This is a genomic window from Vibrio sp. 070316B (assembly GCF_013114115.1).
Taxonomy (GTDB): domain Bacteria; phylum Pseudomonadota; class Gammaproteobacteria; order Enterobacterales; family Vibrionaceae; genus Vibrio; species Vibrio chagasii_B.
Window position 1 is genome coordinate 142,925 of record NZ_VTYC01000005.1, and the last position, 23,844, is coordinate 166,768.

The window sequence follows — 23,844 nt, forward strand, 5'->3', positions numbered from 1 at the left end:
TCGAAAGGTGGGCAAATCCATCTGCCTATGAGAATTGAATCTGAGATGTTTAGAAGTCGTAAGACAAACCAAGTGTGATGATGCTGTCGTTGTCGATCGGGCCCATCGATTGGCCGTTCAAGTAAAGGTCACCTTCGTTGGTGTTGAAATAGGTGTATTTCACGTAGGGTGTCCAGTCGTCGATGCTCTTAGAGAGAACGACTTCGTGTTCATTGGTACGGTAGTCACCTTGATGAAAATAGACATTGTCACCGTCATGGGTAAATCCGCCGTTGGAGCCATCACTGTTTGCGTGAGTGTATTGGTAAGCTAAATCCCAACCGGCGAGTGAGTACCCCGCACCGGCGATGAACTTATTGGTATTAATCGTGGTGTCGCTTACATTCTCGAGTACTTGGCCTGACTGGTTATATCCCAATCCACTGAATACATTGAAATTATCGTTCACTTGGTAATCGATAATACCTTCGATTAATAACTCTTCACCTTTGTCCCATTTACCAAGCTCACCGTATAGGTTGAACGTGAAGGATTCGCTGATGTGAAAGTCGTGGCCGTAACCCGCTGCCAACCAACCCTGGTCATCAAAACCTATATAGACTTGTCCATTTTCTGAGGTGTCGATTAATGCGCCAGCTTCCGTGGTATAGACACCGTTATCAGCAGCATTAGAGGCAACGTTTTGTTCGATGTAAACTTGAGTCGAAGTCGCAAACGATGCACTGCTGAGTAATGTAAGTGGTAGTGCAATAAGGTTAAGTTTGTTCATGTATTCTCCAGTGTTGTTCTATTGAATTAACTTGCTGGAGAGTATGTGATGAAACCAAATTTATATTAATAGGGTTAACTTTAGTTAAAACCTCAGTTTCATTTATGTTTTCTTAATGCCGATTTGATTGCTTCACGGGTTTTGATGTGCTGTTCGTCGTTAGCATAACGGCGGTGATAGAGCATTCGAAACGTGAGCGGTTTTAATTTGATGGGGATAGGGTGAACGCGTAAGCCAAGCGCTGGTGCGAGCATTTCTGCAAAAGAACGAGTAGAAGCGGCGATGTAATCTGTCGTGCTTGCCAAAATCAGCATGCTTGAAATTGAGCTGGTTTCAATTCTGACTTTTCTCGGCTCGATATCGCTCTCTGATAAAAACTCGACCGTGTTCATGTTGGCGCGTTTGATCTTGAGTGCAATATGTTCCTCTTGGAAATACTCCTCTTTACTCAGTGTCTCACCAATTCGAGGGTGGTTGATTCGAGTCAGACACACGGGCTCCTCATCGACGATGGTTTCTTCAATCAATGAGTGTTTCTTACTCGAAAGTACATCAATGACGATATCCACTTTTTGTGCAGTAAGCGCATCAAACAGTTCTTCCTCTTCGAGCGGCGCTTCCGTAAAGCTTACGCCTTCAACCTGGCTAACGAAATGAAGCAAGCTCTCTGTGCAATAGACTTTAAGGTCATTCTTTTGCTGCTCAACCGTTCCAATGATGTTCAATGGGTCTTCTATCTTGTTAGCGAGTGATACCGCAGCTCCAGTGGGCGCGATACCTCGTCCTTCTCTCACAAATAAAGCTTTGCCCACGACCCCTTCGAGTCTCTTAATAGCCGCGCTTACCGCGGGTTGAGAAATATCGAGCTGCTCTGATGCCACGGTGATAGAGCTGTGTTTGTAAACGGCCAAAAATGTCGTCAGTAGATTAAGGTCCAAATTCAGTTCCCTCTATTCTTATTGCCACTCATCCAAATCATGGTGGAATCGTTATTAACTCATAAATGAAATGGAGGTTTTAAGTAAAGTTTACACTATATATCAAGGTTATGTTTATTAATAAACTTGTTTGCATCGGAGTGAGGAAGGAACTTCATTCATTTACTAAATACTCAGACCGATAGGTGAAACTATGAGAACTTTCGCAAAATTATCAATCATCTCGACAGCAATGATCATCACGACAACCGCTTTTGCTGCTGACCCAATGATGCAATACAACACCAAGCAGACCAACTCTGATATTCAAAAACTCGAGAAATTTGAATATCACGAGGGTGAAACCCTTGAAGAGTATCTGAGCAACCAACCTAAGGGGAACTTGTACTCTTCAGAAGAAGAGGTGCTTTCTGTGTTAATGGGCGGTGTAAATAATGGTGACTATCGCAAAGAAACCAATTCAGGTTGGAAAGAAGGCCTAATGTTTGAGGGCATTGCACCTTATGGCGATCACATGGTGTCGGGCGCAAACTGGTTCCCACGCACTGAAGAAGTTCAACCGGATGAAATGCGTGTCACGTTCATGGGAACATCACCAATGATTCGCCCGGGGCAGGCAAACACCTCGATATACGTAGAATTGGGTAACGGCGCTAACTTTGTCTTTGATTTAGGTGAAGGCTCTATTGCGAACTACGTAGCGGCGGGTGTCGCGATGAATGAGCTCGACCATATCTTCATTACTCACTTACACGTAGACCATTACGGCTCGCTACCTTACCTGTATCAATTTGGCGGCTGGAATGGTCGCTGGGAAAAACCGCTTAACATTTATGGCCCGAGTGGTGCGACTCCAGAGTATGGCACTCGTCATATGATTGAAGGCATGCAGCAAATGTTGAACTGGCACACCGATGCATTTGATGTGTTTCCATCAGGCAACGACATTGTGGTTCACGAGTTTGATTTCCGTGATGACGGAGGCGTCATCTATGACCAAGACAATGTGGAAGTGATTCACTGGCGACGCAGCCACGCAAAAGACGGCGCGTCTGGTTACCGCTTGAATTGGACTCAAGATGACGGTCGAGTGCTTTCATTTGTTTGGACAGGAGACGGTCGCCCAACAGAGTTGGATTTGAAATACGCAAAAGGCGCAGACTTGTTCATTACTGAGCTGCAAACTGAAACGTTTGGTGTGTCTTCGATTATTCAAGGTGTGCCGCCATTCTTAGCACGTTACACCGTTGATACTCACCACACGCCAGCGTACGCGGCGGGCTATGTGGCGAATGAAGTACAACCGCGCTTGTTCATGACAACGCACATGACATTCGACCCATATCTTAATGAGGAAACCGTTGCAGAGGTTCGCCACCATTGGCAAGGACCTTACCACTTCGGTGCGCCAGATGGCATTGTCGTTAACATGACTAAAGATAATGCGTGGGTTCGTGAAGGTATTTTACCTGATTTCCCGAATGCGCGAGCGCCACAATTTGATATGGCAGATGGGTCTGACTTTAGAATTCCGTTGCCGAAAAACAGCCGTGAAGACATACAAGAACAAGAGATTCGTGATTTAGAGTTGGATCCGAAACTGTACTACCCAGAAGGCTATCATCCAGAGCTGTTAACTGAGTGGCCAGTCGACCGTGACATCGTGATCCCAGCTGAACAAGTACCAGAAGCAATGAAGCAAGGTATGAACACCAAGCAAGAATACATGGATAGAGTGCGTGCTCACCACAATCTTGAGCGCAAGTCGGTAAGTCGTCCAACTGAGCCTGGTGAAGGAGCAGGAACCGACAACAAATAGGGTATTTGTAGTGAGGGCTGATGTGCCCTCACATCCTAAAAACTTAGGTAAACAAACCCATTCTATTACTCAACCATAAAAATCATTGCTAGCAACATCTTTGCTTAGAATATCTGGAGTTCATTATGAAAAAATCAATTTTAGCGGTCGTCATTCTATCTTTAGTGGCCGGGTCTGTTTTCGCGAACGGACAATCAAATGCGCACAACTATCAACCTGGTGCGACGAATAACTCAGAACGTTTAGCGGATATTGATCCTAACTACGAACTGACCTTACCTTCAGAAAAAGAAGGCTACACCATGTATGACAACCAATACATGTCAGATGGCGGCACCTACACAACGTATGTCAAACCGAACCCTTCCGATGCAATGCATGTTGCCGATGAAGGCTCGCTAAAAATAACGCACGGTGAAGGTGGAGGCATTATGACGGAATACACAATAAAGGATGGCCAACACGCTTTTTCTGTTATGTGTGGATACACCTCGGGTCCTTCATTCTGGGCTGATGGAAAACCAGCGAAGGTATGTGAAGAGGCGCAAGCATTAGCGGTTGCCTTAGAAGCAAAAGGGCAATGGGAAATGAAGCAGATGGCTTACACCATCGCTCCAGCAAGAATCGTGGTTGATAAGTGATTTTTGTTTTCAGAATGCTCGTTATATCGAGCCTCGTTATCTAATCATATTGATTATTTGTCGTGAGATGAAGAGGCGCTCAGGCTGAAATATTCCTGATGTTCCCATCCGCTCATCTCACCAGAAGTTAAGCCAAGCAACTAATCAAATTGTTCTCTCAAATTTAGAAGGTCTATCCATGAATAACACTATTAAACTACTGGCTATTGCATGTGTTTTACTTACTCCAATGCTTGTAGCCGCTGCTGAACATAATCACAGTCACAATCATTTCAACCCTGCACTAGAACAACTTGGTGATGACATTATTGGTCTAACTGTGTGTTACAAAAATGGTCATCTCTCTGATGAAAACCAAGAACCTGCTTTCATGAACCTTATCAACCACGCCAATGTGGAAGGAGAGGAGTTAGGGATGTTCTACATGGACAAGTTGGGCCCTAAAGCCGAGCAAATCATGAGTGATGATGAGGCTCGCCGTTTATGGACCGAAGATTATTGTGCTGATTTGACTGATACCTATTTGGACTCAGACAAGTTAGCTCAGAGAGTAAATGAACATCAAGGTCATTCCCAAGGCCACGATCATGGGCATCACCATAATCATGACCACCATGGACATGGCGATTTGACACCAGAGGTGCTTGAGCAAGATATTGAAAGAGGGCGTTTACTCAGTATCAACTAAGCCCAATAAAATAAGTCCATCTAATCTATTGTTAAATATTTACTATTTGTTAGTGTGTTTAGGTGCACATTGATGATGTGTTTCATATTTAGCGAAGAAATATTAGGAGTTGCGATGAGTATTATAGTGAGACGGTCTGAGCCGTCAGATGCAAAGGGAATCAAAGAAATTTACGAATGCACTAATGCTTATACCGGTACGCTGCAACTCCCAAACCCATCTCTGGAAAGCTGGCAAAAACGAATCTCTAATATGCCTGACAACGTGTACTCGTATGTCGCGATGATCGACGATGAGATTGTTGGCAACTTGGGAATGGAAGTGTGTGTGAATCCAAGAAGACGACATGTGGCTTCATTTGGTATGGGTGTTAAAGACGATGTGCTAGGCAAAGGCGTTGGTAGTCAACTGCTCGCAACAGCAATCGACTTGTGTGATAACTGGATTAACATCAAACGACTGGAACTGACCGTTTATACCGATAACGAACGAGCGATCAGCCTGTATAAGAAGTTTGGCTTCGTGATTGAGGGGGAGTCTGCAGGGTTCGCTTTTAGAAATGGCGAATATGTGGCGGCTTATCACATGGCTCGACTAGTATAGCGCTCGGCTTCTAACCACGGCTACAGTTAAAACAGCCAGAGTTATCCAATAGATAATAAAACGCCACGTTACAATAACGTGGCGTTTTCTATTTCAGTCAACTGATGCTTTGAAGCGCTTCAGTTTTAACTTTACTTAAGCTGTAAGAGGCTCAAGGTTCGCAGGACGGTAGTGTACCGATTTTAGTACTTTGCCTTGGCGAACCGTTTTACCTTCCGATACAAAATCTTCAGCGCATTTAGCAATGATGTATTCACCTTTTTGAACCGCCATTAGCTTAATGTTCTGCTCAGCATAGAATGCTTCTGTTTCTGCGTATTCTGTTTCATTACGGCATACTTTGCTCATGTTGCTTGAGTGTACTTCGTCCCAGCAAGGTAAGAAGTCAATTGAACGGTTTTTGGCAACGTTCAACAGTAAGTCGATTAAGTAGCTGATCGCTAGGTTGTCTTCTACTTTGGATTGGCCAAGGTGAACCAAACGTCCCATCAAAACATAAACGCTGTCTACAATAGCGTCCGCTTGTTCGATTTTTGAGTCCGCTTCTGCAAGTTCTGTTAGCTCTTCGATCGCTAGAGATGTATGTAGCGTATCGCCTTTTTCGTCCATTGTTTCAGGAGCAGCAACCGGCAGATCAAAAGTACTGCGGAACTCTTTAATGTCGCGGTAAAGGTGATCGTAGATTTCTTGGTTTAGTTGAGAAAGGTTCATATTCCTATCCATTCTGTTTCGTTAATGGACCATTTTAACAAAGGTAGGAATGGGGTGCTAACGCAAAGTGGAAGAACGCGACTTTTATTCATTGGACCAATGAGGTATTTTGCACACAAATCAATTGATTATTATGTTTTTCTACTCTTTACTCTTGTTTATATTAGAAATATTAATGTTGTCACTCACTTAGGCAGCAGTGGGATATCGTTATGCACCAAGCTAGTGAAAGCGAAATTGTTATACGCCGCTTGTATCAAATTACCAATGAATATCGAAAAGGCTTCGATAGTCAGATCGCTCAGCTGCTCGCTATGGGGCTCGAACGTTTTGATTTGGATATTGGTATCTTGTCAAAAGTGGACGGTAATACTTACTTGGTCGAGCACTGTGTCACACCTGAAGGCGTTGACCTGAAAAGTGGAGATATGTTCGATTACCGTTCGACTTACTGCGAAATTACATGCAGATCAAACGGTCCGATTTGCATTGAGCATTGTGGCGAACACAACACCTATGCGAGACACCCTGCTTATCAATCCTTCGGCTTAGAGTCATATATTGGTATCCCTATTTTCGTTGATGAAGAACTCTACGGCACGCTTAACTTTTCGAGTGGTAACCCTTACTACCGCGAGTTTAAAGAGTTTGATATCGATGTGATGAAGCTCATGGCCTCATGGATTGAAGTAGAGCTTGTTCGCAGGCAGCAAGAGAGAAAACTACAAGAGTTAAACGAAAAACTCGAGTATCAGGCGCTTTATGACCCATTGACGCATTTACCCAACAGACGCTTTTTATTTAAAACGTTAAACGCAGAAGTAAAGCAACTTAAGGGCTCTTTAGGCAAAGGAACGTTAGCGGTGGTTGATATTGATTTCTTTAAGTCAGTAAACGACGGCTATGGTCACCAAATGGGTGATGTTGTCCTGAAGAAAGTGGCCAATGTATTAAGTAGTAATGCTCAGGAAGGGGAGTTTGTCGCACGCTTTGGCGGTGAAGAGTTTGTGATTTGGTATCCCAATATTGCTTCAAACTGTGTCGAGGATAAACTCGCTACTTTGCTAGAAGAAGTCAAAAAAATCACTCTAGATCGAACGCCTATCACTATCTCTATTGGCGCTTGCCATTTCGAATTAAGTGCTGGTGAAACACGCAATGAACGAATGTCAGCGTTGGATTCACTGATTAAAGTAGCTGATGAGTGTTTGTATGTTGCCAAAGACAATGGACGAGATCAGTTTGTGTCTCGTCCATATCATCAGCAAAAAGGCACTTAGTTACTGCTGCAGGGGAATACTAAGTGATTAACTAAACAAGTACGGGAACAATTTACGACGCTCTTCTGGTGTTAACGATTCAACTCGAGCGATGTTGGTATCTGGAATCGCTTCAGGATTCGGGTAATGCTTCAACACCTTTTCCATGCTCGCTTCACGAATCAAATGGTAAACCGGGTATGGAGAACGGTTCGTTAAGTTTTCATCGTCTTCTGGATCCGCTCCACCAAAGCAGTAATCTGGGTGGAAGGTCGCCACTTGATAAACCCCTTCCCAATCTTGCTGTTTGATCAAAGCTTCAATCCAATCAATGAACATGTTGTAGTCGAAGAAGTCCTGCAGCATGTTAGGGACAACCACCAGAGTCGTCTCTAATTCAGCGACTGGCGTGTTATCGAGTTCAACAAAATGCGTCATGATGTCTTCCAGCAACGCTTCTTCGGTTTCCGCTTCACTCACAAAGATCTTAATCTGCTTATTACGTTGTGGCTTTGCTGCAAATGGGCACAGGTTTAGACCAATAACAACATCGTCTAACCACTGTTTTACTTGGTCATGGATGGTTTGAAGATCAGTGTTTTGAGTGTTCGACATAACAGGTTCCGAAATGAAATTTTGCGTAGGATATCAGAACGGTTGTTAATCAAAAGCACTAATTGTCTCGAAAATGCTGTTGTTTCTATGCCTCTGCGAGTTTAGATGTCGCTACTTGACGTTGTTTCAGCTGGTAGACCCAAGCAAATATCGCGACATAGAAGACAGAACCTCCCGCAATCACGCCATTCCAACCAAATAACTGCCAGCAGTATAAGAGTAAAAACCCGCCCAAGCTGCCACCAATATAATAGTGTACGAGGTAGAGCGCGGTTGCTGTTGCTTTGGCGCTTGGCGCTTTTTGACTGACCCAAGAGTAGGCTAGGGTGTGCGAGAAGAAAGCTCCGCCACTTATCAGCAATAACCCTGCAAGCATGAACGGAATGTCATCAATTGCGGAGACCAGCATTCCTAGCAAGCTGATACATACACCTAATAGAATTCCGTTTAACGGGTCGAAACGTAGCGTCCATTTGTTAGACAGCTTAGAGCTGACGGTACCTGCCAGGTAGCAGAGAAAGATCAGTGATGCTAAGCCAACAGGGACGGAGTGAGGCTCGGATACCAATCTAAAGCCCATTACTGAATACAGGTTCACAAACAGAGCGAAGTTGGCTCCACCAATCAACATAGCAAGCCATAAGGTACGGTTTCTTAAATGCATCACAACTGAGCGATTATGATGAAAGAACAGCCCTTTTTGCGGTTTGAAGTTTTGCTGGTCGGGTAGTCGATAGGCAATGAATAAAGCGCCTAATAGCGAGCCCACCACAAAGATCAGCACGGTAGCGTGCCAATCGAAATAATCTGTCAGCAAGCCGCCTAACACACGGCCAAAGATACCCCCTAATGAGTTGGCAGCAATATAGCCACCAATCGCGACTGCAAAGGCTTTGGGTGTTAACTCTTCGACCATATAGGCGACAGCGACACCAGCAAAAGCGGCGACCGCAATTCCCATCAATGCTCTAGCAATAACGAGTTGTAACAGCGTCGTGGTGAATGCCATGCCTAAACCAATTACTGGAATCGCAAAAAGGCTAAATAGGATGATAGGCTTTCGACCAAATGACTCTGAAGCGATAGCCCACGGTACTAAGCTAATTGATAACCCAAGTGTGGTTGCAGCAAATAGCCAGTTGATTTGGGTTTCAGACACTTGGAAGTGCTGAGCCATGTGCGGCAAGATAGGTTGAAACACATAAAGATTACAGAAAATGATAAATGAACCAATCGCTAATGATTGAGTGATCCGTTTGTATTGAGTACTGCCTTTATCGAACATTTATCTTGTGCCTATGCGGAATAATTAAGCTGTTTGTGAACAAGTTATCAGCACAAGTTGGATTAAAGAAATATATTAAAAATATCACCTCTATATATTTAATGTATTGATATGCTTGAATCAAAACCGCTTCGCCATTTTCTCGCCGTTGCACAGTTTGGGAATTTTACCCAAGCGGCCAAAGCCTTACATATCGCTCAACCTGCCTTGAGCATATCCATTAAAAAACTCGAGCAAACACTTGATTTGATTTTGTTCCGGCGCGGAGATAAATCGGTCACTTTGACGGAGGAAGGAAAGGTACTGTTTGAGCATGCCAAGCGAATCGCCCAACAGTTTGATGATGCAGAGCTGGCGATGAACGAATTGAAAGGTTTAGAAAAAGGCGAAGTGCGTTTGGGAGCCCCAAGCATGATGGGGAGCTACTTCTTTCCACAAGTCGTGATGGCGTTCAAAAGCCAGTACCCTAACCTGAAGTTGACGTTGATTGATGCGGGCACTGCATCGATTCGTGAAATGCTATTGAACGGTGAACTCGACATTGGTGTTATCAATCATGAAAATGTACCGGATGACCTAGAAACTGACCACTTGCTTAGTTCTGAAATGTTAGCCGTTGTCGGCAAAGAACATCCGTTAGCATTACAGCCATCTATTACCTTTGAAGAGTTTTTTGGACAAGAGCTGATCATGTTCAAATCAGGGTATTTCCATCGTGACTTTATTGATGCGACTTGTAAAAAATACGATTTAGATATGACTATCGCCTTTGAGACTAACTTACTGCCCATGATTCTATCCATCGTAAAGCGTGAGTTCGCCATTACCGCTTTGCTTAGCTTAGTAACAGAGTATGAAGACGACGTTGTTGGTGTGTCATTTAAAGACCCAGTAAAACTTAATCTATCTTTGGCGTGGCGAAAAGAGGGCTATCTGTCTAAGGCTGACAGAACCTTTATCGACTTCGTTAAACAATATGTGTGATTAGTAACATATTAACCCCACAAATACTTGGGACTAACATCACATTTTTCATGGCATTATGCGACGCAAATCACCATGTGTGACGCGGATATTAACAGTTTCTAATTTACTTGGTATGCATGCCCGTTAAATAATACTAGTACTTTTTGAGTAGGTAGTGAGGGACTATGAAATGTGGGTGTAAGGAGCAAACGTTAATACGAATTCGTAGAACGTTTCTCGACCGAGTGTTAGGAATCAAGGGTCGATATAAATGCAGCAAGTGCGATACTGTCTTTAAAATAAAGGGCTAGGTATTGAGATAAGAGTAATGAGCCCGTTTGAAAATTAATTCGTCGATTATATTATTCTGTGAAAAATGTGTGCCCTACAATATGGTTAACAAGTGGTGACTGGGAGATATTATCTGCCTTTAAATTAATCAATTAGGCAACCCTAGCTCCATGAAATGTAAGTGTAAAGAACGAAGGCTCATTAGAGTTCGCAGAACATCAGTCGACAAAGTTCTCGGTATAAAAGAGAAATACAGATGCGCGTCTTGTAGTGGCGTTCTGAAGGTAAAAGGATAGTGGCGAAAAGGGAAAGGTAGACCTTGGTTTCCGATACTGATAACACAAAGCCCGAATATCTTAGGTGAGATATTCGGGCTTTGTTGTAAAGAGGTATAGCAACTTAAATAGTGTTAAGTGTTTTTTGAGTTATACATCTTATCGAAGTTCTTTTGGTTCCATCCGACCATAATTTGGTCACCGATTTTAAGCACTGGGATAGAGCGAGCGCCCATCGCTTGTAATTCTTTACGGCCGCGTTGCATCTTCGCATTCGTTAAGCGGTAAACAATCTTCTTAGAGTCCAAATATCTTTGGGCATCTTTACAGTGCGGGCATTTGTCTGCCACGTACAATACAACACGTTTCATCTTTACAGTCTCTTTTTGAGTCTAGCTCTTGGTGAATCTCGTTAAAGTGTAACGAATCCTAGGTGATTAGAAAAGTGTGATCAGTTACACTATGCGGCTCAATTTTCGACGTCACAACGTTTTGATGTGACGCAACTTGTACGGTCTTTCAGCATGCATCCTTCATTACGCTACATTCAAGGCTATCCTAAACACATTATCGATCCTGTTACTCAGCTTGTTGAGTCAGGTAAATTGGTGCCGTGGTTTGAAGCTCGTTACCCCAAGAATCATGAAATAAAAAGCGAGAAAGCCCTGTTTGATTATGCGATTGAGATTAAAAATCGCTATATGAAGAAAACACCACCCATTAGTAAAGTGATTTATGATGGCAAGATTCACCTAATCAACAATGCATTAGGTTTGCACTCTTATGTCGCCAAGAACCACGGTGGCAAGATCAAATCGAAGAATGAGATTCGTATCGCCAGTATATTTCGTAATGCCCCTGAGCCTTTGTTGAGAATGCTGGTGGTACATGAACTGGCGCACATCAAAGAGAAAGACCACGACAAAGCCTTTTACCAACTATGCTGTCACATGGAACCGGAATATCATCAATTAGAGTTGGATGCCCGTTTGTTCATGATTTATTTAGATTTAAAGAAGTAGCCCAATGAGCCAATCACAAAAAAGAACCACGCTAAGCCTATCAAAAAACAGTGCTTCTGATAAAAACCGTAACAGTGCGGATTCAAAAGCGACTGGACAGAACAAAGCTAAGCGAGCTTCTGCGAAACCAAGCAACAATAAAGGCGGGAAGGGCAAAGCTCCTTTTAAAAAAGGCACTTCTAATAAGAACGCACCCAAAAGATCGAGCGGCTCTCAAAAGCCAGCTGGATCGAAGCGCACTGGTGGTGCATCACGCAATAAGAATACCGTAAAGCCAGCTGCGGGTTTACACCCAAGAAACCAACATTCAGGACGTTACGACTTTGATTTATTGGTCGCTGCTTTACCAGAGCTAAAATCACACTTAGTTAAGAATCCAGTAGGCGAAGACACGATCAATTTCTCTGATCCACTAGCGGTTAAACTACTCAATAAGGCGCTACTGGCGCATCACTATGGTGTTAAGCACTGGGATATTCCTGCTGGTTATTTATGTCCGCCAATTCCTGGTCGAGCAGATTACATCCACAGAGTGGCAGACATCCTTAATAGCGATGGTCAAGGTGAAGCTTACAACCATCAGTCAGTGAAAGCGCTAGACATCGGTGTTGGTGCTAACTGCATCTACCCAATTATCGGTACCACGGAATACAAATGGCGTTGCACGGGTAGCGATGTTGACCCTGTGTCAGTGAAAGCTGCGAATTTCATTGCTGAAAGTAACGTTAATTTAAAAGGTAAGATCAAAGCACGTTTGCAAGCGGACTCTGAATCTATCTTTAAGGGTGTGATCAAGGATAATGAGCGTTACGATGTCACTATTTGTAACCCTCCATTCCATAGCTCTCTAGAAGAAGCTGAAAAGGGATCACAGCGTAAATTAGACAACCTAGCGGCAAATCGAGCTAAGAAAGCAGGCCAAACGTTCAAACCTGAATCGAAAAAAGCTAAGCAAAATAAGCCAACCTTAAATTTTGGTGGCCAAAAAGCAGAGTTATGGTGTCCAGGTGGTGAAGCGGCATTCATCATGAAAATGGCAAGAGAGAGCCAATTGTTTGCAACGCAAGTGCTGTGGTTCACAACGCTGATTTCGAAGAAAGACAACGTCGATATGATTCGTTCTGAGCTAGGCAAGCTGAGAGCGAAACAAGTGAAAGTGGTTGAGATGTCTCAAGGCCAGAAAGTGAGCCGCTTTGTAGCATGGACCTTTATGGACGACGCGCAAAGACAAGAGTGGATCGCGCTTAAATAACGGTTCACACTTCAAAGTTAGAGAGTCACGTTAACTTTCTTAAATAAAAACGGGCTTGTTGTTCATTCAACAAGCCCGTTTTATATTTTTGAGTGCCTAAGCAGAGAGCAATTCATCCAATTTACTTTGGTACTTCTTCTCAAGCGCGTGGTTTCCTGCTTTCTGCTCGAGGTCGATTAATATTTGAAGCGATGGAACTTGATAGCCATATCGTTGGTGGAACTTGAACAGGCGAAGCCTAGCGTCGTTGTAATCGGCTTCACTCACTTCGATCTTGGATAGCTGCAATATCGACTTTACCCGGTTCGGGTCATGGTCAATGGCGCGGGTAAAGTAGTACTTGGCTTGTTCTGTATTACCTGCCTTAAAAGCACAAAACCCCGCATTCTCATAGCTGGCAGATACTAGATAATAATAGGGCTGATCGATGGCACGGTTAAAGTACTTATCTGCCTGCTCATACTCGCCTTGTTTACACAAAAACGTACCGTAGTTATTCAATACATTCCCGTTTCTCGAATCGAGGCTCAGCGCTTTTCGGTAGGTTGATCTTGCTTCGTCTACTTCGCCCACTTGTTCATAATAATGTGCCATAGAGAGTCGAGCGCGGTAGTAGCTTGGCGCGTGTTTGATAGCAAGCTCTAGGTTTTCACGAGCCCTGACCATATTGCCTTGACCCATGTAACCCAAACCTAATTCAATGCGAGATTCCGACATCGCAATCGGGTCGCTTTCTATTTTCGGTGGTCCCTCTGTTACAGAGACACAGCCAACCAATGAGAGAGATGCAATCAGAGCTGAGAATAGGGGATTTGAAAACAATGACTTGGCAGGCATGTGAAGCTCCTTATGAACACCAGACAATCATATGAGATTGATAAACATAAGGTGGTAAATCTATGGTGGAATGCGACCCACTCTCCATAAAAAAACTGCGTACAACTGGCTTGTTTTCATCGTTAAACGAATCAACAGTTTATTGTACGCAGCTTTCTTTTACTGACTAAATAGCGAATAGTTAATCGTCTTTGGTGAAGTTCTCTTCGCTGAAGTGATCCAAATCGTAAGGCGTTTGTTGGTAAACGCAGTAGTTTAGCCAGTTTGAGAACAGTAAGTGACCGTGGCTGCGCCAGCTCGCGACCGGTTTGTTGTCTGGGTTATTGTTCGGGTAGTAGTTGATAGGGATGACTGGCTCCATGCCTTCACCTAAATCACGGATGTATTCATTGTGAAGTGTATGTGCATCGTATTCAGGGTGACCAGTCACAAATACGTTTCGCTTGTCTTTGGTTGATGCTAGATACACACCAGCGACATCTGAAGTTGCAAGTACATCAAGGTCGGTATGCTCTGCTAGATACTCTGGCGAGAAATCCGCATAACGAGAGTGTGGCGCTAAGAAGGTGTCATCAAAACCACGAAGAATAGGGTGGTAAGGGTTGTGAATCTCGTGGTTGTAAACGCCAGACAGCTTCTCTTTACGAGTACGCTTCGGTAAGTCATACAGCAGTTTCAGGCCCGCTTGAGCAGCCCAGCACACATAGAGAGTCGAGGTAACGTGCTTGTTAGCCCACTCCATGATGGTTTTTAGGTGGTCCCAGTAGATAACATCTTCAAACTGAACCAAGCCCAGTGGCGCACCAGTGATGATCAGTCCATCAAAGTTACGGTTTTTGACCATCTCAAATTGACGGTAAAAGTTATCCAAGTGCTCGGTCGGTGTATTTTTACTTGGACGATCATCGATTCGAAGCAGCTCAACATCCACTTGCAACGGGCTATTGGATAGTAGGCGTAAGAATTGAGTCTCGGTTTCAATCTTCTTCGGCATTAGGTTGAGGATCAAGACTCGAAGTGGACGGATTTCCTGTGTCGATGCTCTTGATAGCGGCATAACAAAGATGTTTTCTTCACGAAGAACATCGCTCGCTGGCAATTGGTCTGGAATGCGAATAGGCACAGCTTTCTCCCTAAGCTAGATATGTAGACGTCTATACTTCTAAATCTATAATAGTTTGATGCGCTTGTCGATATACAAAATGGATAGTTGTAAATTATTTGTGTTTTTATCAAGAGAGCACTTAGTCGCCTTATGGTTATTGCCTCTGTTTAACAATGCATAGACAATGTACAAGTGTGATTGATTGCTGATATCGGCAGTAATAAGAGCAACACTCTACTATTTACGATAAACTCATGTTTTTGATTTAAGCCGAAAAACATCAATGAAGTTAATACTCATTCGAGGGCTGCCAGGTTCGGGTAAGTCAACAAAAGCAAAAACTTATGACGCCTTGCATGTCGAAGCTGATATGTATTTTGTTAATGAGCAAGGTGAGTACTGTTTTGACCCCAAACAGCTACAACAGGCCCATGAGTGGTGCCAAAACACCGCTGAAAATAGCCTTAAGAAAGGGAAAGATGTCGTTGTATCGAATACCTTCATCAAGCACTGGGAAATGAAGGCTTATCGCCAACTCGCGCTTAAATACAAGGCGGATTTAGTGATTGAAGTTTGCCGAGAGAACTACGGCACTATTCACGACATTGAACCATCAGTGCTCAAGCGCATGGCGAGAGATTGGCAAGAGTAGCTCTACTCTGATGTCACTCTATAGACTGGGTAACCCCTCGTATTAAACTAACAAAACAATTCCAAGGTAACGATTGAAATGGCAAAACGCTCTGTCGTCGTAGAGATGACTTCTTACGGTATTTACACCACGTGGGATTCTAAGTCTAAAGACCTACCTAAAATACAAGAGTTTACCACCACCGTTGACGCTGAAATCGACGTCGAGTTTGGCTATATCTTGAATATCAAAAAAGCCAAAGGCGAAAAAATCCGTTACTGCATTTATCACCCGGATATCACAACTGACAAAGGCGAAGTGCTTGAGCCGTTCGATGGTGAAGAGTACGTCGGCAATAACGATTGGGATTTCTACCTAGGCGACACCATTTGGGCGCCAGTCTCAAACAAGATTGGTAAATGGCGCATGACGGTCGAACTCAAAGGCAACATCATCGCAGACAAGACATTCGACCTAGTAGCAAAAGACGAAGGCCAGTTCTGGAAGCGCAGGGGGTTCTAGCCTCGAACTTCTAGACAAATTTGAACTACAAAAAAGCCGAGTCTTATAGAACTCGGCTTTTTGACATTAGCTAGGTGACATTCTTTATCTAGCTTAGAAGTAAGATTATTGTGTTACGTAAGCCACAACAAACTCAGTGATAGCAACCATGTCTTTCACTGCAATGTACTCTTCTGTGGTGTGTACTTTCGCCATACCAGTAGATAGGTTAACCGTAGTTAGACCTTTCGCATTGAAGTTGTTTGCATCGCTACCGCCGCCAGTGCGTTTAGTGTTTGCAGTTACACCTAGCTTCTCAAACGCTGATTTGATAGAAAGAATGTGCGGATGATCGTCTGCAATAACGAACGCATCGTAAGCACGAGTTGATTCGATTTCTACCTCAGCACCGAATTGCTTCGCGCTTTCTTCGAATGTCGAGATCATGTGTTCAACTTGAGCAGTTAGCTTTTCGCCGTTAAGAGAGCGCGCTTCCGCAACCACTTTTAGTTCTGGCATTACGATGTTAGTCGCTTGACCACCTTCAACAATGCCCACGTTCGCAGTTGTTTCTTCATCGATGCGAAGTAGGTTCATCTTAGTGATTGCGTCTGCTGCTACTTGAATTGCACTGATGCCTTCTTCTGGTGCTAGACCAGCGTGAGCAGGGCGACCTTTGATCGTAGCAACGATCTTTTGTTGGCCTGGTGCTGCGTTTACGATAGTGCCAATTGGGCCGCCTGTATCAAGAACGATAGCGTGCTCAGATTGAATGTAAGACATATCGAAGTTCAAAGAACCGAATAAACCGCCTTCTTCGAACACTGTGAATGCAATTTCAATTGTTTTGTGTGCCTGACCTTCAGCTTGAATGCAGCGAACGGCTTCCATGATAGCCGCAATGCCAGACTTGTCGTCTCCGCCAAGGATCGTGTTGCCCTTTGAACGGATGATGCCATCTTCTATGATTGGCTCAATGCCGATACCCGGTGTTACTGTGTCCATGTGGCAGCTGAATACCGTGCTACCCGGTAGGGTGCCGTCTAAACGCGCGTAAATGTTGAAGCCATTGGATACTTCTTCAGGAACTGCCAGTTTGTGAACGTCAAACCCTAGTTCGCCTAACTGCTCAGCGAGTGCTTCTGCAATTGCCTTTTCGTTGCGTGATTCACTATCGATTTTCACAAGATCACAGAAATGGTCGACTAGACGTTGTTCATTAATTTGGGTCATTGTTAATTCTCATTATGTTTCCGCTCTTTCCTTAGAAGTCACGGCTATAGGAACAGGAAAATCACTATAACGCCTTTTTGTAGGATGATTGCCTGAGTTAAATCAAGAAAACCGCCTGATTATTTCAGATTATGAGAAAAACAAGATCCAGTTCTATAAGTTGACAACATTTTAATCTGTATATTGCTCGGGTATACTGCGAACCGGAATTAACTATGCAGAAACTAAGAAAACTGCGCAAATAGTAAGAGAACTATGCGACTGATAATGGCACTTATAAATGAATAAAAACAATGTATTAGGGTCATTCCTGCTTGTTGTTACAATGAGTGCTGTTCTAGGCTTCTTTCTGCTGTATCCAATCAACGATGTGGATTTGAATAACACTCAAGTCAACGAACCCGCTGTTTACACCCCAGAAAAAGAACTTTCTAAAACAGAATATGGAAAAAAGCTAATTCATATTCTCGATTTGTCTCGAAGCGATCCCCTATTCGCTGATAAAGCGCTGGCTCAACTACCTCGGCTGCATCCAACAAGAGACTTGGCCATCTACAAAGCGTACCGTCTTATGATATTGACGAACGTGGCGCAACATCAGCAAGACACTAAAGCGGTGATGGGATATTTAGACGAGATCAACAACCTTGCTGAACAAGAAGGTATGTTGTGGTTGAAATCGCAGTCATTGGTTGAATCTGCAATTGAATATCTTAAAGAGGGCGACCTTGCAGCATCTGAAATTCAGATTCGTTCCGCTATCGGGATTGCAGAGTCGATTCGTTACGATGAGCTATTGGTCAAAGCTTACAACACGGCGGGTGCAATTAATAATGTGCGTAATGACCTTCAAGATGCGCAGTATTTCTTCCATAAAGGGTTACAACTAGGGAAGAAGTACCCAAAGCATATTTATAACAGCAAGCTCATGTCGAATATGGCTTTGCTTTACATCTACTTAGAAGATTGGCCGAAAGCACTAGGCATTCTAGAAAAAGCCAAAAAGCTCTATTTTGACAGTGGTCTATTTGAAGATGAAGCTATTGGCATCCTTTATATCAACGAATCGTTCAGTTACTTAAGTAGTGGTGATTTAATCAACGGTCGTATTGCTTATGAAAAGGCAGAAGCGCTCAACAGCGATAAAGTGAGCAATCGATATAAAATCCTCTTGCTAAGAGCGTACAGTGACGTGTTACTTGCGGAAGAAAACTTTAACGCAGCGTTATCGGTGACCAATCTGTGCCTTGATTCAACGGGCATCGAAAAATACACACTACAAAACGGACAGTGTTATCTGAATCGCGCCTTGGCGAAGATAGGTCTTAACCAAGATGAAGTGATACTGGGTGATCTAGAACGTGCTTTCGCCATGTTTGAGGTAGTCGGCAGTCGAAGTTGGAAAGTTCTTGCGCTTAAAACGCTTGGAGAATACTACGAATCCAAGGGCGATTTAGAAACTGCGTTGGATTACTTCAAACAGTATTACCACGGTAATAAAGCGCTGCTCTTTGACAAACGACAGAGTGACATTTTCCTTTTAGAACAAGATTATGCAACCACGTCGCTTGCTCAAGAGAATGAATTACTTAATACCGAGAAAGACCTCAACAAGCTATTGCTCGAAAAACAGCAATTAAGAAATCGTATTGTAGTGGCGCTAGGTATCATGGTGGGTATCAGTGCGGTTTTATTGATGGTGAGATTGAGAACAATCCAAAGAACAAACGATGCGCTGCTGGCTCAATCTACCACGTGTGAACTCACAGGTTTGTACAACAGACGCTATTTAGAAAAGCTGCTGACGAGCTCTACGCCATTTAACGGTAACTCATTTGGCACCAGCTTAGCTATCTTGGACTTAGACTATTTTAAGCAAGTGAACGACACTCATGGACATGATGTCGGTGACCAAGTGCTGGTGGAAGTGGCGAGACGCATCCAACAACACCTATTCTCAAATGATGTGGTTGCTCGTTGGGGAGGAGAAGAGTTTGTGTTGTTGCTTTCTGGCTCTCTGGCCCCACAGCAGCAGTTAGACATCATCCGCTTGGCGATTGCACAAACCCCGATCGATACGCCGTCGGGGCCTTTAGACATCACGACTTCAATTGGCGCTTCGGTGAGTATTGCGAATGATCAGCTCAATCGCGATACCTATAAAAAGCACCTTAAAGTCGCCGATGATGCGCTGTACCAAGCAAAAGAATCTGGTCGAAACAGAGTGGTTTGTGTAGCAAGTGCGAAGTAATGGGCTTTTCTCTATGTCCTATCATGTATGGCAATATGTACAAGGCTAACGCCCAATAAACGCTCGACTTGCTTGTTCGCTTGTGTTCCTACGTGAGAAGTAACCACCTTAACGAGGTTATCCATCAAGCGTTGAGAGAAAGAGCAATGTTCAGAACGGATAACCGAGTGGTGAAATACCAATTTGAGAATCGCGGTAAACTCACTGTTCAGAAGTGCTCTCTGCCATGAACGTTCCAATGCTTCGCTTCCTTCATTTATCACTAAACGATCAATCAAGAGTTTTAAGAATCGTCCTTCCAGGGCGATCAGAAAGTCAGTCTTCTTGGGGAAGTGGTGGCTAATCCCTGTTCTGGATATCTGCGTCGCTTGGCTGAGCGTGGTATAAGACATATTTTGATATCCGACTGTGAGTAATTGGTGACAGCTGGTATCGAGGATGAGTTGGATAGTTCGACAGGTGTCGACCTTACTGCGCTTAGCCATTCTATGAGAGCCTTTAACTGGAAATCAGAGTAAAGCATACCTATATATGAAATATCATTCTATATATTGAACTGCTCAATAGTGGAAAACTTAGATTTAAATTTTGCACTTATCTCGTAATTTTATATTTATAGCCTTCAGGGCGATTAAGTTTGGTATAACCTGTTGGCTTTTACAAAATGGCCGGGTAGTCAGTAAACGCAAGATAAACAAAAGCCACTCTGATCTTGATTAGATAGAATGGCTTTAAGTGTTGCTATCGCTGATACAAAAATGTGAAAGAGAGGTGTGGGGCGATTAGCGTCTTTAGCTATGTAACTGGGTGGGTGGATTACTTCGCTATACCTTGTAGCATCTCAACCAGCTCGCCTTCAGTGCTTGGCTCTTTAGCAAGTTCGATTACTGCTGAAGATCCACCTTTGAGCATATAGGCTTGAGTCCCACAGTGATCATAGTGGAACCATTTACCATCTACACATACGTCGGTATAACATCTTGGGTCTTGTTTGAGTTCCATATCAATTTCCTTATTAACATTTGGCTAACGTTTTTTAGGCTAATTGATCACAAAACGCTGGGAATTGATCTAGATCAATTCAGGGCTTGAATCGTAGAAGAATATTCAAATTGTTGAGCTGTGTCGAGCCACTAAAATTTACAATCAAGCACTTAGCTAGCTGAGATCATTAAAAGCACGTGATTACCATTAACAACTGATTCTGTTTTTCTTGCCTGTTTGTTGTTTTCTACTTACGCTACAAACTCTCTATATCTCCGTATTCCCTTAACTGTACTTAGAAATGACCAATATATTTATCGTTGTAGTAGTGCTTGTTGTCTTCTTTTACTTCATCCAGAAGTACGTATTTAAACATGACGACACCAAAGACCACGCGTATCAAAAGAGAGGGGCGTTGCTCAACATGCAACAAGCCGCGTTTTATAATGCGCTGACCACGGCGGTTGGCACTCACGGTGTCGTGTTTGCCAAAGTGAACATGTCGAATGTGTTGGCGCCTGCGAAAACGAACACCAAGAAGAATTGGTTTATCGCGAATAACAAGATCTCTCGTAGCTATTTTGATTTTGTGGTCTGTGACCCACGAACGCTAGAACCACGCGTGATCATCGAGCTTGATAATGGTAAAGAGCTAAATAAAGGCAAAGTGGACCGAGAGAAGCTGCTTATCCATGTGTGTAAGTCTGCTGGTTTGCCACTCATTGGCGCTTCAGTAAAACACAGTTACCAAGTGAGCCGTTTGAAGAGACTGCTCGCGACACATATCGATCTTATCGAACCTGCCAAGGAGGTTCGATTCTGTAAGAAGTGTGGCAGCCCGATGATCATAAAGCTGGCTAGCCAAGGTGACTACAAAGGACGACGTTTCTTCACTTGTAGCCGTCAACCGAACTGTACTTATACCGAAAACTACAATGTTGTGTTCGATGTAGAAGAGGAATAACAAAGAGTAGGGCACAGGCTCAGTGTGACCTAACTCAAGTTTATTTCTGTTTCACGTCTAAAAAATCAACGTATTGATGCGAATAAGAGCAAACGGTTGATTCAAGTGCAATTTCCACTTGCGCCACAATACATCAGTCGTTAATATCTTCCTCGTTCTTAAGGAATGGGTCCGTAGCTCAGTTGGTTAGAGTACTACCTTGACATGGTAGGGGTCGGCGATTCGAGTTCGCCCGGACCCACCATTCCTTCTGTTACTTTTTGTCAAAGTAGCGGCTTTTGATTTAGTCACAATCGTCATAAAGAAGATTAAGAACATTGTGCGTCCGTAGCTCAGTTGGTTAGAGTACCGCCTTGACATGGCGGGGGTCGGTGATTCGAGTTCACTCGGACGCACCATTATTCGTTCTTAGGAACAAGCAAAAAAGCCCACCTAGTGTGGGCTTTTTTGTGTCTGAAATTCGCCAATTTACCCAGGCCTAGTTCTACTTAACGCTCGTCTTACCTACATCAACAGTTCTTAGATTTGCTTTAATGCCACATCTGTTGCTTCAAGTCTGTAAGTCACACCCTCAAGTGCCAGCGGGCGTCAACGTGGCGAGAACGCTTCTCTGTGGTTTAGCATCGCTAAGCGCCTCAACTTAGTTTTAACCTGCTAACTTCTCGCATAAATAAGCCATAGTGAGCTCATTACCTACGTGTTGAATACGTGTTATCTAACGCTATCCACGTTTTAATACCCCAAAAATTACTTATAAACATTGGAGATTATTAAACGTGATTAAGCTGTTTATATCGATCAAGCCGAAGCAATGAAAGGTAATAAACAAAGTTAGTTTATACGTAATGAGCTATACAATAAAAAAATGTGGGATTTCAATTTATATTTATTTTCTATGGTTTATTTCGGTTCTATATCAAGAACTATGCGAATGTTAAGTATTTCGCCAAGGGCGCTCTACTCACCAGATATGACTATCAGTATTTAAGAGAGCGTTATTGAGCTAAATCCGCAATAAATGTTTGTTGGTAGTGAGTGCTGGATTTGAGCTCTTTTTTGATCCATTGGTTAAACAAGCTAAAGTCAGAATGTATTTGCCAGAAAAGGGAAGCAATAACTCGTTTACCAAAAAAATCAGGGTGGTCGGTAATAACCTTAAGTTTGTCATCTTTTACATGACTATCGATTAAAAAACTGGGTAAAAAAGCAATGCCTTTTTGAGCCTTACATAAATCGATGATGGTATCTAAATCATCTAGCCGCCAAAGGTTATATGCTGCAATAGTCGATAAGTTAAGCAGTTCTTCACATCCATCCATTAATAGCACTCGCTGAGATGGAGCGTGAGACTTTATAGGCCCCAAATCTTTATGAGCCACCCACCAGCAGTTAACGTGAAATAACTCCTCTACGTTGAAGTCATAACTTGTCTTGTGGTAGGGGTTACCTAGCGCTAAATCTATCTTACCTTCATTGATATAGTTACCTAAAACGAAACTGGGTTTGGTGACGACCAATAAGTCCACGTTTGGGAATGCTTCTGAAAATGCCAGTAATGTCCTCTTTACATTTTTATCAAACACCAATGGATCGATACCTACTCGGTAAACGATTTGGTCTGAAATATTCATTTGTTGAGCAACGGTCACCAAGTCCCGATATTTCGACACCACAGGTAAAGATAATTGGAAGAGGCGTTCTCCTTTTTCTGTTAACCAAACTTTAGAGTGTTCTCTATTAAATACATTGAAACCTAAATCTGACTCTAGATTTTGTACAGCTGTACTAACTGTCGATTGTGATTTTCCAAGTTTGCGAGCAGCAGAGCTAAATGAACCTTCTTCAACTACTGCTATGAACGAAACAATATTTTCGAAATGTAGTTTCATGATTCCACTAACCTTTTGACACAAAGAAATTATAATTTTTATGGTTTTCTGATTCGAAGAACAATAGCGTGATGATCTTCGTATTTCAACAATTTTTATAATGAATAATAATGCCTGATAAATTATTAAGTTGTTTATATCTAAGGGTTATATAAGACCGATATAACTAAAAATATTGAGCTGAGTCTTACTTTTTCAAGTTTATAAAATAAATTAAATATTGATCTTTGGAACTGATTTCATATGTAACTTGTTGTTACATATGGATTTGTTTTCATAGTTGGTGTAGTAGAGTATTTTATTTTGATCATTTTT

Annotated in this window: 24 protein-coding genes and 2 tRNA genes; 14 read left to right on the plus strand and 12 right to left on the minus strand. The window is 42.9% G+C overall.

Annotated elements, in window-relative coordinates:
* Window positions 1-49: 49 nt before the first annotated feature.
* Both F0251_RS06655 and F0251_RS06660 read right to left on the minus strand, forming a co-directional pair.
* Complete coding sequence (locus tag F0251_RS06655; protein WP_171730625.1) at window positions 50-769, minus strand: hypothetical protein; 720 nt, start codon at window positions 767-769, stop codon at window positions 50-52.
* A gap of 98 nt (window positions 770-867) precedes the next feature.
* Window positions 868-1,707 (minus strand): LysR family transcriptional regulator, encoded by an 840-nt coding sequence (locus F0251_RS06660; protein ID WP_017078016.1) that lies wholly within the window; start codon window positions 1,705-1,707, stop codon window positions 868-870.
* 193 nt (window positions 1,708-1,900) lie between these two features.
* On the opposite strand from F0251_RS06660, the gene gntH reads away from it, so the two are divergent.
* The 4 genes from gntH to F0251_RS06680 all read left to right on the plus strand — a co-directional run bounded on the left by gntH (window position 1,901) and on the right by F0251_RS06680 (window position 5,458).
* On the plus strand, window positions 1,901-3,526 hold the full coding sequence (gntH, locus tag F0251_RS06665) for a guanitoxin biosynthesis MBL fold metallo-hydrolase GntH (protein WP_171730626.1): 1,626 nt from the start codon (window positions 1,901-1,903) through the stop codon (window positions 3,524-3,526).
* A gap of 125 nt (window positions 3,527-3,651) precedes the next feature.
* Window positions 3,652-4,167 (plus strand): hypothetical protein, encoded by a 516-nt coding sequence (locus F0251_RS06670; protein WP_048611397.1) that lies wholly within the window; start codon window positions 3,652-3,654, stop codon window positions 4,165-4,167.
* Window positions 4,168-4,345: 178 nt separating this feature from the next.
* Window positions 4,346-4,855 (plus strand): hypothetical protein, encoded by a 510-nt coding sequence (locus F0251_RS06675; protein WP_171730627.1) that lies wholly within the window; start codon window positions 4,346-4,348, stop codon window positions 4,853-4,855.
* Window positions 4,856-4,969: 114 nt separating this feature from the next.
* Complete coding sequence (locus F0251_RS06680; protein ID WP_061031465.1) at window positions 4,970-5,458, plus strand: GNAT family N-acetyltransferase; 489 nt, start codon at window positions 4,970-4,972, stop codon at window positions 5,456-5,458.
* 135 nt (window positions 5,459-5,593) lie between these two features.
* Here the strand turns inward: F0251_RS06680 and F0251_RS06685 are convergent, their stop codons facing one another.
* Window positions 5,594-6,169, minus strand: coding sequence for a nucleoside triphosphate pyrophosphohydrolase family protein (locus tag F0251_RS06685; protein ID WP_171730628.1), 576 nt, complete (start codon window positions 6,167-6,169; stop codon window positions 5,594-5,596).
* 212 nt (window positions 6,170-6,381) lie between these two features.
* Between F0251_RS06685 and F0251_RS06690 the strand changes: the two genes are divergently transcribed.
* Window positions 6,382-7,449 (plus strand): sensor domain-containing diguanylate cyclase, encoded by a 1,068-nt coding sequence (locus F0251_RS06690; protein WP_061031464.1) that lies wholly within the window; start codon window positions 6,382-6,384, stop codon window positions 7,447-7,449.
* 27 nt (window positions 7,450-7,476) lie between these two features.
* Here F0251_RS06690 and F0251_RS06695 read toward each other — a convergent pair whose 3' ends face one another.
* Window positions 7,477-8,043 carry a DUF1415 domain-containing protein gene (locus F0251_RS06695; protein ID WP_061031463.1) on the minus strand — a complete coding sequence of 189 codons (567 nt, stop codon included), beginning with the start codon at window positions 8,041-8,043 and terminating at the stop codon, window positions 7,477-7,479.
* Window positions 8,044-8,128: 85 nt separating this feature from the next.
* Window positions 8,129-9,328: an MFS transporter gene (locus tag F0251_RS06700; protein WP_061031462.1), complete on the minus strand. Its 1,200-nt coding sequence runs from the start codon at window positions 9,326-9,328 to the stop codon at window positions 8,129-8,131.
* Between the two features lie 111 nt (window positions 9,329-9,439).
* Here F0251_RS06700 and F0251_RS06705 point away from each other — a divergent pair, with 111 nt between their 5' ends.
* The gene (locus tag F0251_RS06705; RefSeq protein ID WP_116870454.1) at window positions 9,440-10,312 is read left to right on the plus strand and encodes a LysR family transcriptional regulator; all 873 of its coding nucleotides are present in this window, start codon (window positions 9,440-9,442) and stop codon (window positions 10,310-10,312) included.
* 682 nt (window positions 10,313-10,994) lie between these two features.
* On the opposite strand, the gene F0251_RS06710 is transcribed toward F0251_RS06705, so the two are convergent.
* The gene (locus F0251_RS06710; protein ID WP_004741645.1) at window positions 10,995-11,231 is read right to left on the minus strand and encodes a glutaredoxin family protein; all 237 of its coding nucleotides are present in this window, start codon (window positions 11,229-11,231) and stop codon (window positions 10,995-10,997) included.
* A gap of 153 nt (window positions 11,232-11,384) precedes the next feature.
* On the opposite strand from F0251_RS06710, the gene F0251_RS06715 reads away from it, so the two are divergent.
* Window positions 11,385-11,882 (plus strand): M48 family metallopeptidase, encoded by a 498-nt coding sequence (locus tag F0251_RS06715; protein WP_105057025.1) that lies wholly within the window; start codon window positions 11,385-11,387, stop codon window positions 11,880-11,882.
* A gap of 4 nt (window positions 11,883-11,886) precedes the next feature.
* Window positions 11,887-13,134 carry a 23S rRNA (adenine(1618)-N(6))-methyltransferase RlmF gene (rlmF, locus tag F0251_RS06720; RefSeq protein WP_105057026.1) on the plus strand — a complete coding sequence of 416 codons (1,248 nt, stop codon included), beginning with the start codon at window positions 11,887-11,889 and terminating at the stop codon, window positions 13,132-13,134.
* Window positions 13,135-13,230: 96 nt separating this feature from the next.
* On the opposite strand, the gene pilW is transcribed toward rlmF, so the two are convergent.
* Both pilW and metA read right to left on the minus strand, forming a co-directional pair.
* A complete protein-coding gene (pilW, locus tag F0251_RS06725; RefSeq protein ID WP_061031458.1) occupies window positions 13,231-13,971 on the minus strand; it encodes a type IV pilus biogenesis/stability protein PilW in 741 nt (246 codons plus the stop codon).
* A 181-nt stretch (window positions 13,972-14,152) separates the two neighbouring features.
* On the minus strand, window positions 14,153-15,094 hold the full coding sequence (gene metA, locus F0251_RS06730) for a homoserine O-succinyltransferase (RefSeq protein ID WP_061031457.1): 942 nt from the start codon (window positions 15,092-15,094) through the stop codon (window positions 14,153-14,155).
* A 265-nt stretch (window positions 15,095-15,359) separates the two neighbouring features.
* Here metA and F0251_RS06735 point away from each other — a divergent pair, with 265 nt between their 5' ends.
* Both F0251_RS06735 and F0251_RS06740 read left to right on the plus strand, forming a co-directional pair.
* Window positions 15,360-15,728, plus strand: a complete 369-nt coding sequence (locus F0251_RS06735; RefSeq protein ID WP_171730629.1) for an AAA family ATPase — start codon at window positions 15,360-15,362, stop codon at window positions 15,726-15,728.
* A gap of 78 nt (window positions 15,729-15,806) precedes the next feature.
* Window positions 15,807-16,229: a DUF3859 domain-containing protein gene (locus tag F0251_RS06740; RefSeq protein ID WP_105057028.1), complete on the plus strand. Its 423-nt coding sequence runs from the start codon at window positions 15,807-15,809 to the stop codon at window positions 16,227-16,229.
* A 105-nt stretch (window positions 16,230-16,334) separates the two neighbouring features.
* Here the strand turns inward: F0251_RS06740 and F0251_RS06745 are convergent, their stop codons facing one another.
* Window positions 16,335-17,441 (minus strand): M20/M25/M40 family metallo-hydrolase, encoded by a 1,107-nt coding sequence (locus F0251_RS06745; RefSeq protein WP_116870455.1) that lies wholly within the window; start codon window positions 17,439-17,441, stop codon window positions 16,335-16,337.
* A 280-nt stretch (window positions 17,442-17,721) separates the two neighbouring features.
* Between F0251_RS06745 and F0251_RS06750 the strand changes: the two genes are divergently transcribed.
* Entirely contained in the window at window positions 17,722-19,692 is a 1,971-nt protein-coding gene (locus tag F0251_RS06750) for a GGDEF domain-containing protein (RefSeq protein WP_171730630.1), read from the plus strand.
* Between the two features lie 11 nt (window positions 19,693-19,703).
* Here the strand turns inward: F0251_RS06750 and F0251_RS06755 are convergent, their stop codons facing one another.
* Window positions 19,704-20,177, minus strand: coding sequence for a TetR family transcriptional regulator (locus tag F0251_RS06755; protein WP_116870457.1), 474 nt, complete (start codon window positions 20,175-20,177; stop codon window positions 19,704-19,706).
* Between the two features lie 331 nt (window positions 20,178-20,508).
* Window positions 20,509-20,694 carry a hypothetical protein gene (locus F0251_RS06760; RefSeq protein WP_171730631.1) on the minus strand — a complete coding sequence of 62 codons (186 nt, stop codon included), beginning with the start codon at window positions 20,692-20,694 and terminating at the stop codon, window positions 20,509-20,511.
* A 283-nt stretch (window positions 20,695-20,977) separates the two neighbouring features.
* Here F0251_RS06760 and F0251_RS06765 point away from each other — a divergent pair, with 283 nt between their 5' ends.
* The 3 genes from F0251_RS06765 (at window position 20,978) to F0251_RS06775 (ending at window position 22,038) form a co-directional block, all read left to right on the plus strand.
* Window positions 20,978-21,640: a DUF2726 domain-containing protein gene (locus F0251_RS06765; protein ID WP_061031453.1), complete on the plus strand. Its 663-nt coding sequence runs from the start codon at window positions 20,978-20,980 to the stop codon at window positions 21,638-21,640.
* A gap of 167 nt (window positions 21,641-21,807) precedes the next feature.
* Window positions 21,808-21,884 (plus strand) — tRNA-Val (locus tag F0251_RS06770).
* Between the two features lie 77 nt (window positions 21,885-21,961).
* Window positions 21,962-22,038: transfer RNA gene (locus F0251_RS06775), tRNA-Val, on the plus strand.
* Window positions 22,039-22,635: 597 nt separating this feature from the next.
* Here F0251_RS06775 and F0251_RS06780 read toward each other — a convergent pair.
* Window positions 22,636-23,529 carry a LysR family transcriptional regulator gene (locus tag F0251_RS06780; RefSeq protein ID WP_116870458.1) on the minus strand — a complete coding sequence of 298 codons (894 nt, stop codon included), beginning with the start codon at window positions 23,527-23,529 and terminating at the stop codon, window positions 22,636-22,638.
* Window positions 23,530-23,844 lie beyond the last annotated feature (315 nt).

Excerpts from the sequence above, each read along its gene's own strand:
- F0251_RS06710 (WP_004741645.1), bottom strand. The coding sequence starts at position 11,231 with ATGAAACGTGTTGTATTGTACGTGGCAGACAAATGCCCGCACTGTAAA.
- rlmF (WP_105057026.1), top strand. The coding sequence starts at position 11,887 with ATGAGCCAATCACAAAAAAGAACCACGCTAAGCCTATCAAAAAACAGT.
- F0251_RS06760 (WP_171730631.1), bottom strand. The coding sequence starts at position 20,694 with ATGGAACTCAAACAAGACCCAAGATGTTATACCGACGTATGTGTAGAT.
- F0251_RS06740 (WP_105057028.1), top strand. The coding sequence starts at position 15,807 with ATGGCAAAACGCTCTGTCGTCGTAGAGATGACTTCTTACGGTATTTAC.
- F0251_RS06675 (WP_171730627.1), top strand. The coding sequence starts at position 4,346 with ATGAATAACACTATTAAACTACTGGCTATTGCATGTGTTTTACTTACT.
- F0251_RS06700 (WP_061031462.1), bottom strand. The coding sequence starts at position 9,328 with ATGTTCGATAAAGGCAGTACTCAATACAAACGGATCACTCAATCATTA.
- F0251_RS06685 (WP_171730628.1), bottom strand. The coding sequence starts at position 6,169 with ATGAACCTTTCTCAACTAAACCAAGAAATCTACGATCACCTTTACCGC.
- F0251_RS06750 (WP_171730630.1), top strand. The coding sequence starts at position 17,722 with ATGAATAAAAACAATGTATTAGGGTCATTCCTGCTTGTTGTTACAATG.
- F0251_RS06655 (WP_171730625.1), bottom strand. The coding sequence starts at position 769 with ATGAACAAACTTAACCTTATTGCACTACCACTTACATTACTCAGCAGT.
- F0251_RS06705 (WP_116870454.1), top strand. The coding sequence starts at position 9,440 with ATGCTTGAATCAAAACCGCTTCGCCATTTTCTCGCCGTTGCACAGTTT.
- F0251_RS06755 (WP_116870457.1), bottom strand. The coding sequence starts at position 20,177 with ATGGCTAAGCGCAGTAAGGTCGACACCTGTCGAACTATCCAACTCATC.
- F0251_RS06745 (WP_116870455.1), bottom strand. The coding sequence starts at position 17,441 with ATGACCCAAATTAATGAACAACGTCTAGTCGACCATTTCTGTGATCTT.
- F0251_RS06695 (WP_061031463.1), bottom strand. The coding sequence starts at position 8,043 with ATGTCGAACACTCAAAACACTGATCTTCAAACCATCCATGACCAAGTA.
- F0251_RS06680 (WP_061031465.1), top strand. The coding sequence starts at position 4,970 with ATGAGTATTATAGTGAGACGGTCTGAGCCGTCAGATGCAAAGGGAATC.
- F0251_RS06690 (WP_061031464.1), top strand. The coding sequence starts at position 6,382 with ATGCACCAAGCTAGTGAAAGCGAAATTGTTATACGCCGCTTGTATCAA.
- gntH (WP_171730626.1), top strand. The coding sequence starts at position 1,901 with ATGAGAACTTTCGCAAAATTATCAATCATCTCGACAGCAATGATCATC.
- F0251_RS06765 (WP_061031453.1), top strand. The coding sequence starts at position 20,978 with ATGACCAATATATTTATCGTTGTAGTAGTGCTTGTTGTCTTCTTTTAC.
- pilW (WP_061031458.1), bottom strand. The coding sequence starts at position 13,971 with ATGCCTGCCAAGTCATTGTTTTCAAATCCCCTATTCTCAGCTCTGATT.
- F0251_RS06715 (WP_105057025.1), top strand. The coding sequence starts at position 11,385 with ATGCATCCTTCATTACGCTACATTCAAGGCTATCCTAAACACATTATC.
- F0251_RS06735 (WP_171730629.1), top strand. The coding sequence starts at position 15,360 with ATGAAGTTAATACTCATTCGAGGGCTGCCAGGTTCGGGTAAGTCAACA.
- F0251_RS06670 (WP_048611397.1), top strand. The coding sequence starts at position 3,652 with ATGAAAAAATCAATTTTAGCGGTCGTCATTCTATCTTTAGTGGCCGGG.
- F0251_RS06780 (WP_116870458.1), bottom strand. The coding sequence starts at position 23,529 with ATGAAACTACATTTCGAAAATATTGTTTCGTTCATAGCAGTAGTTGAA.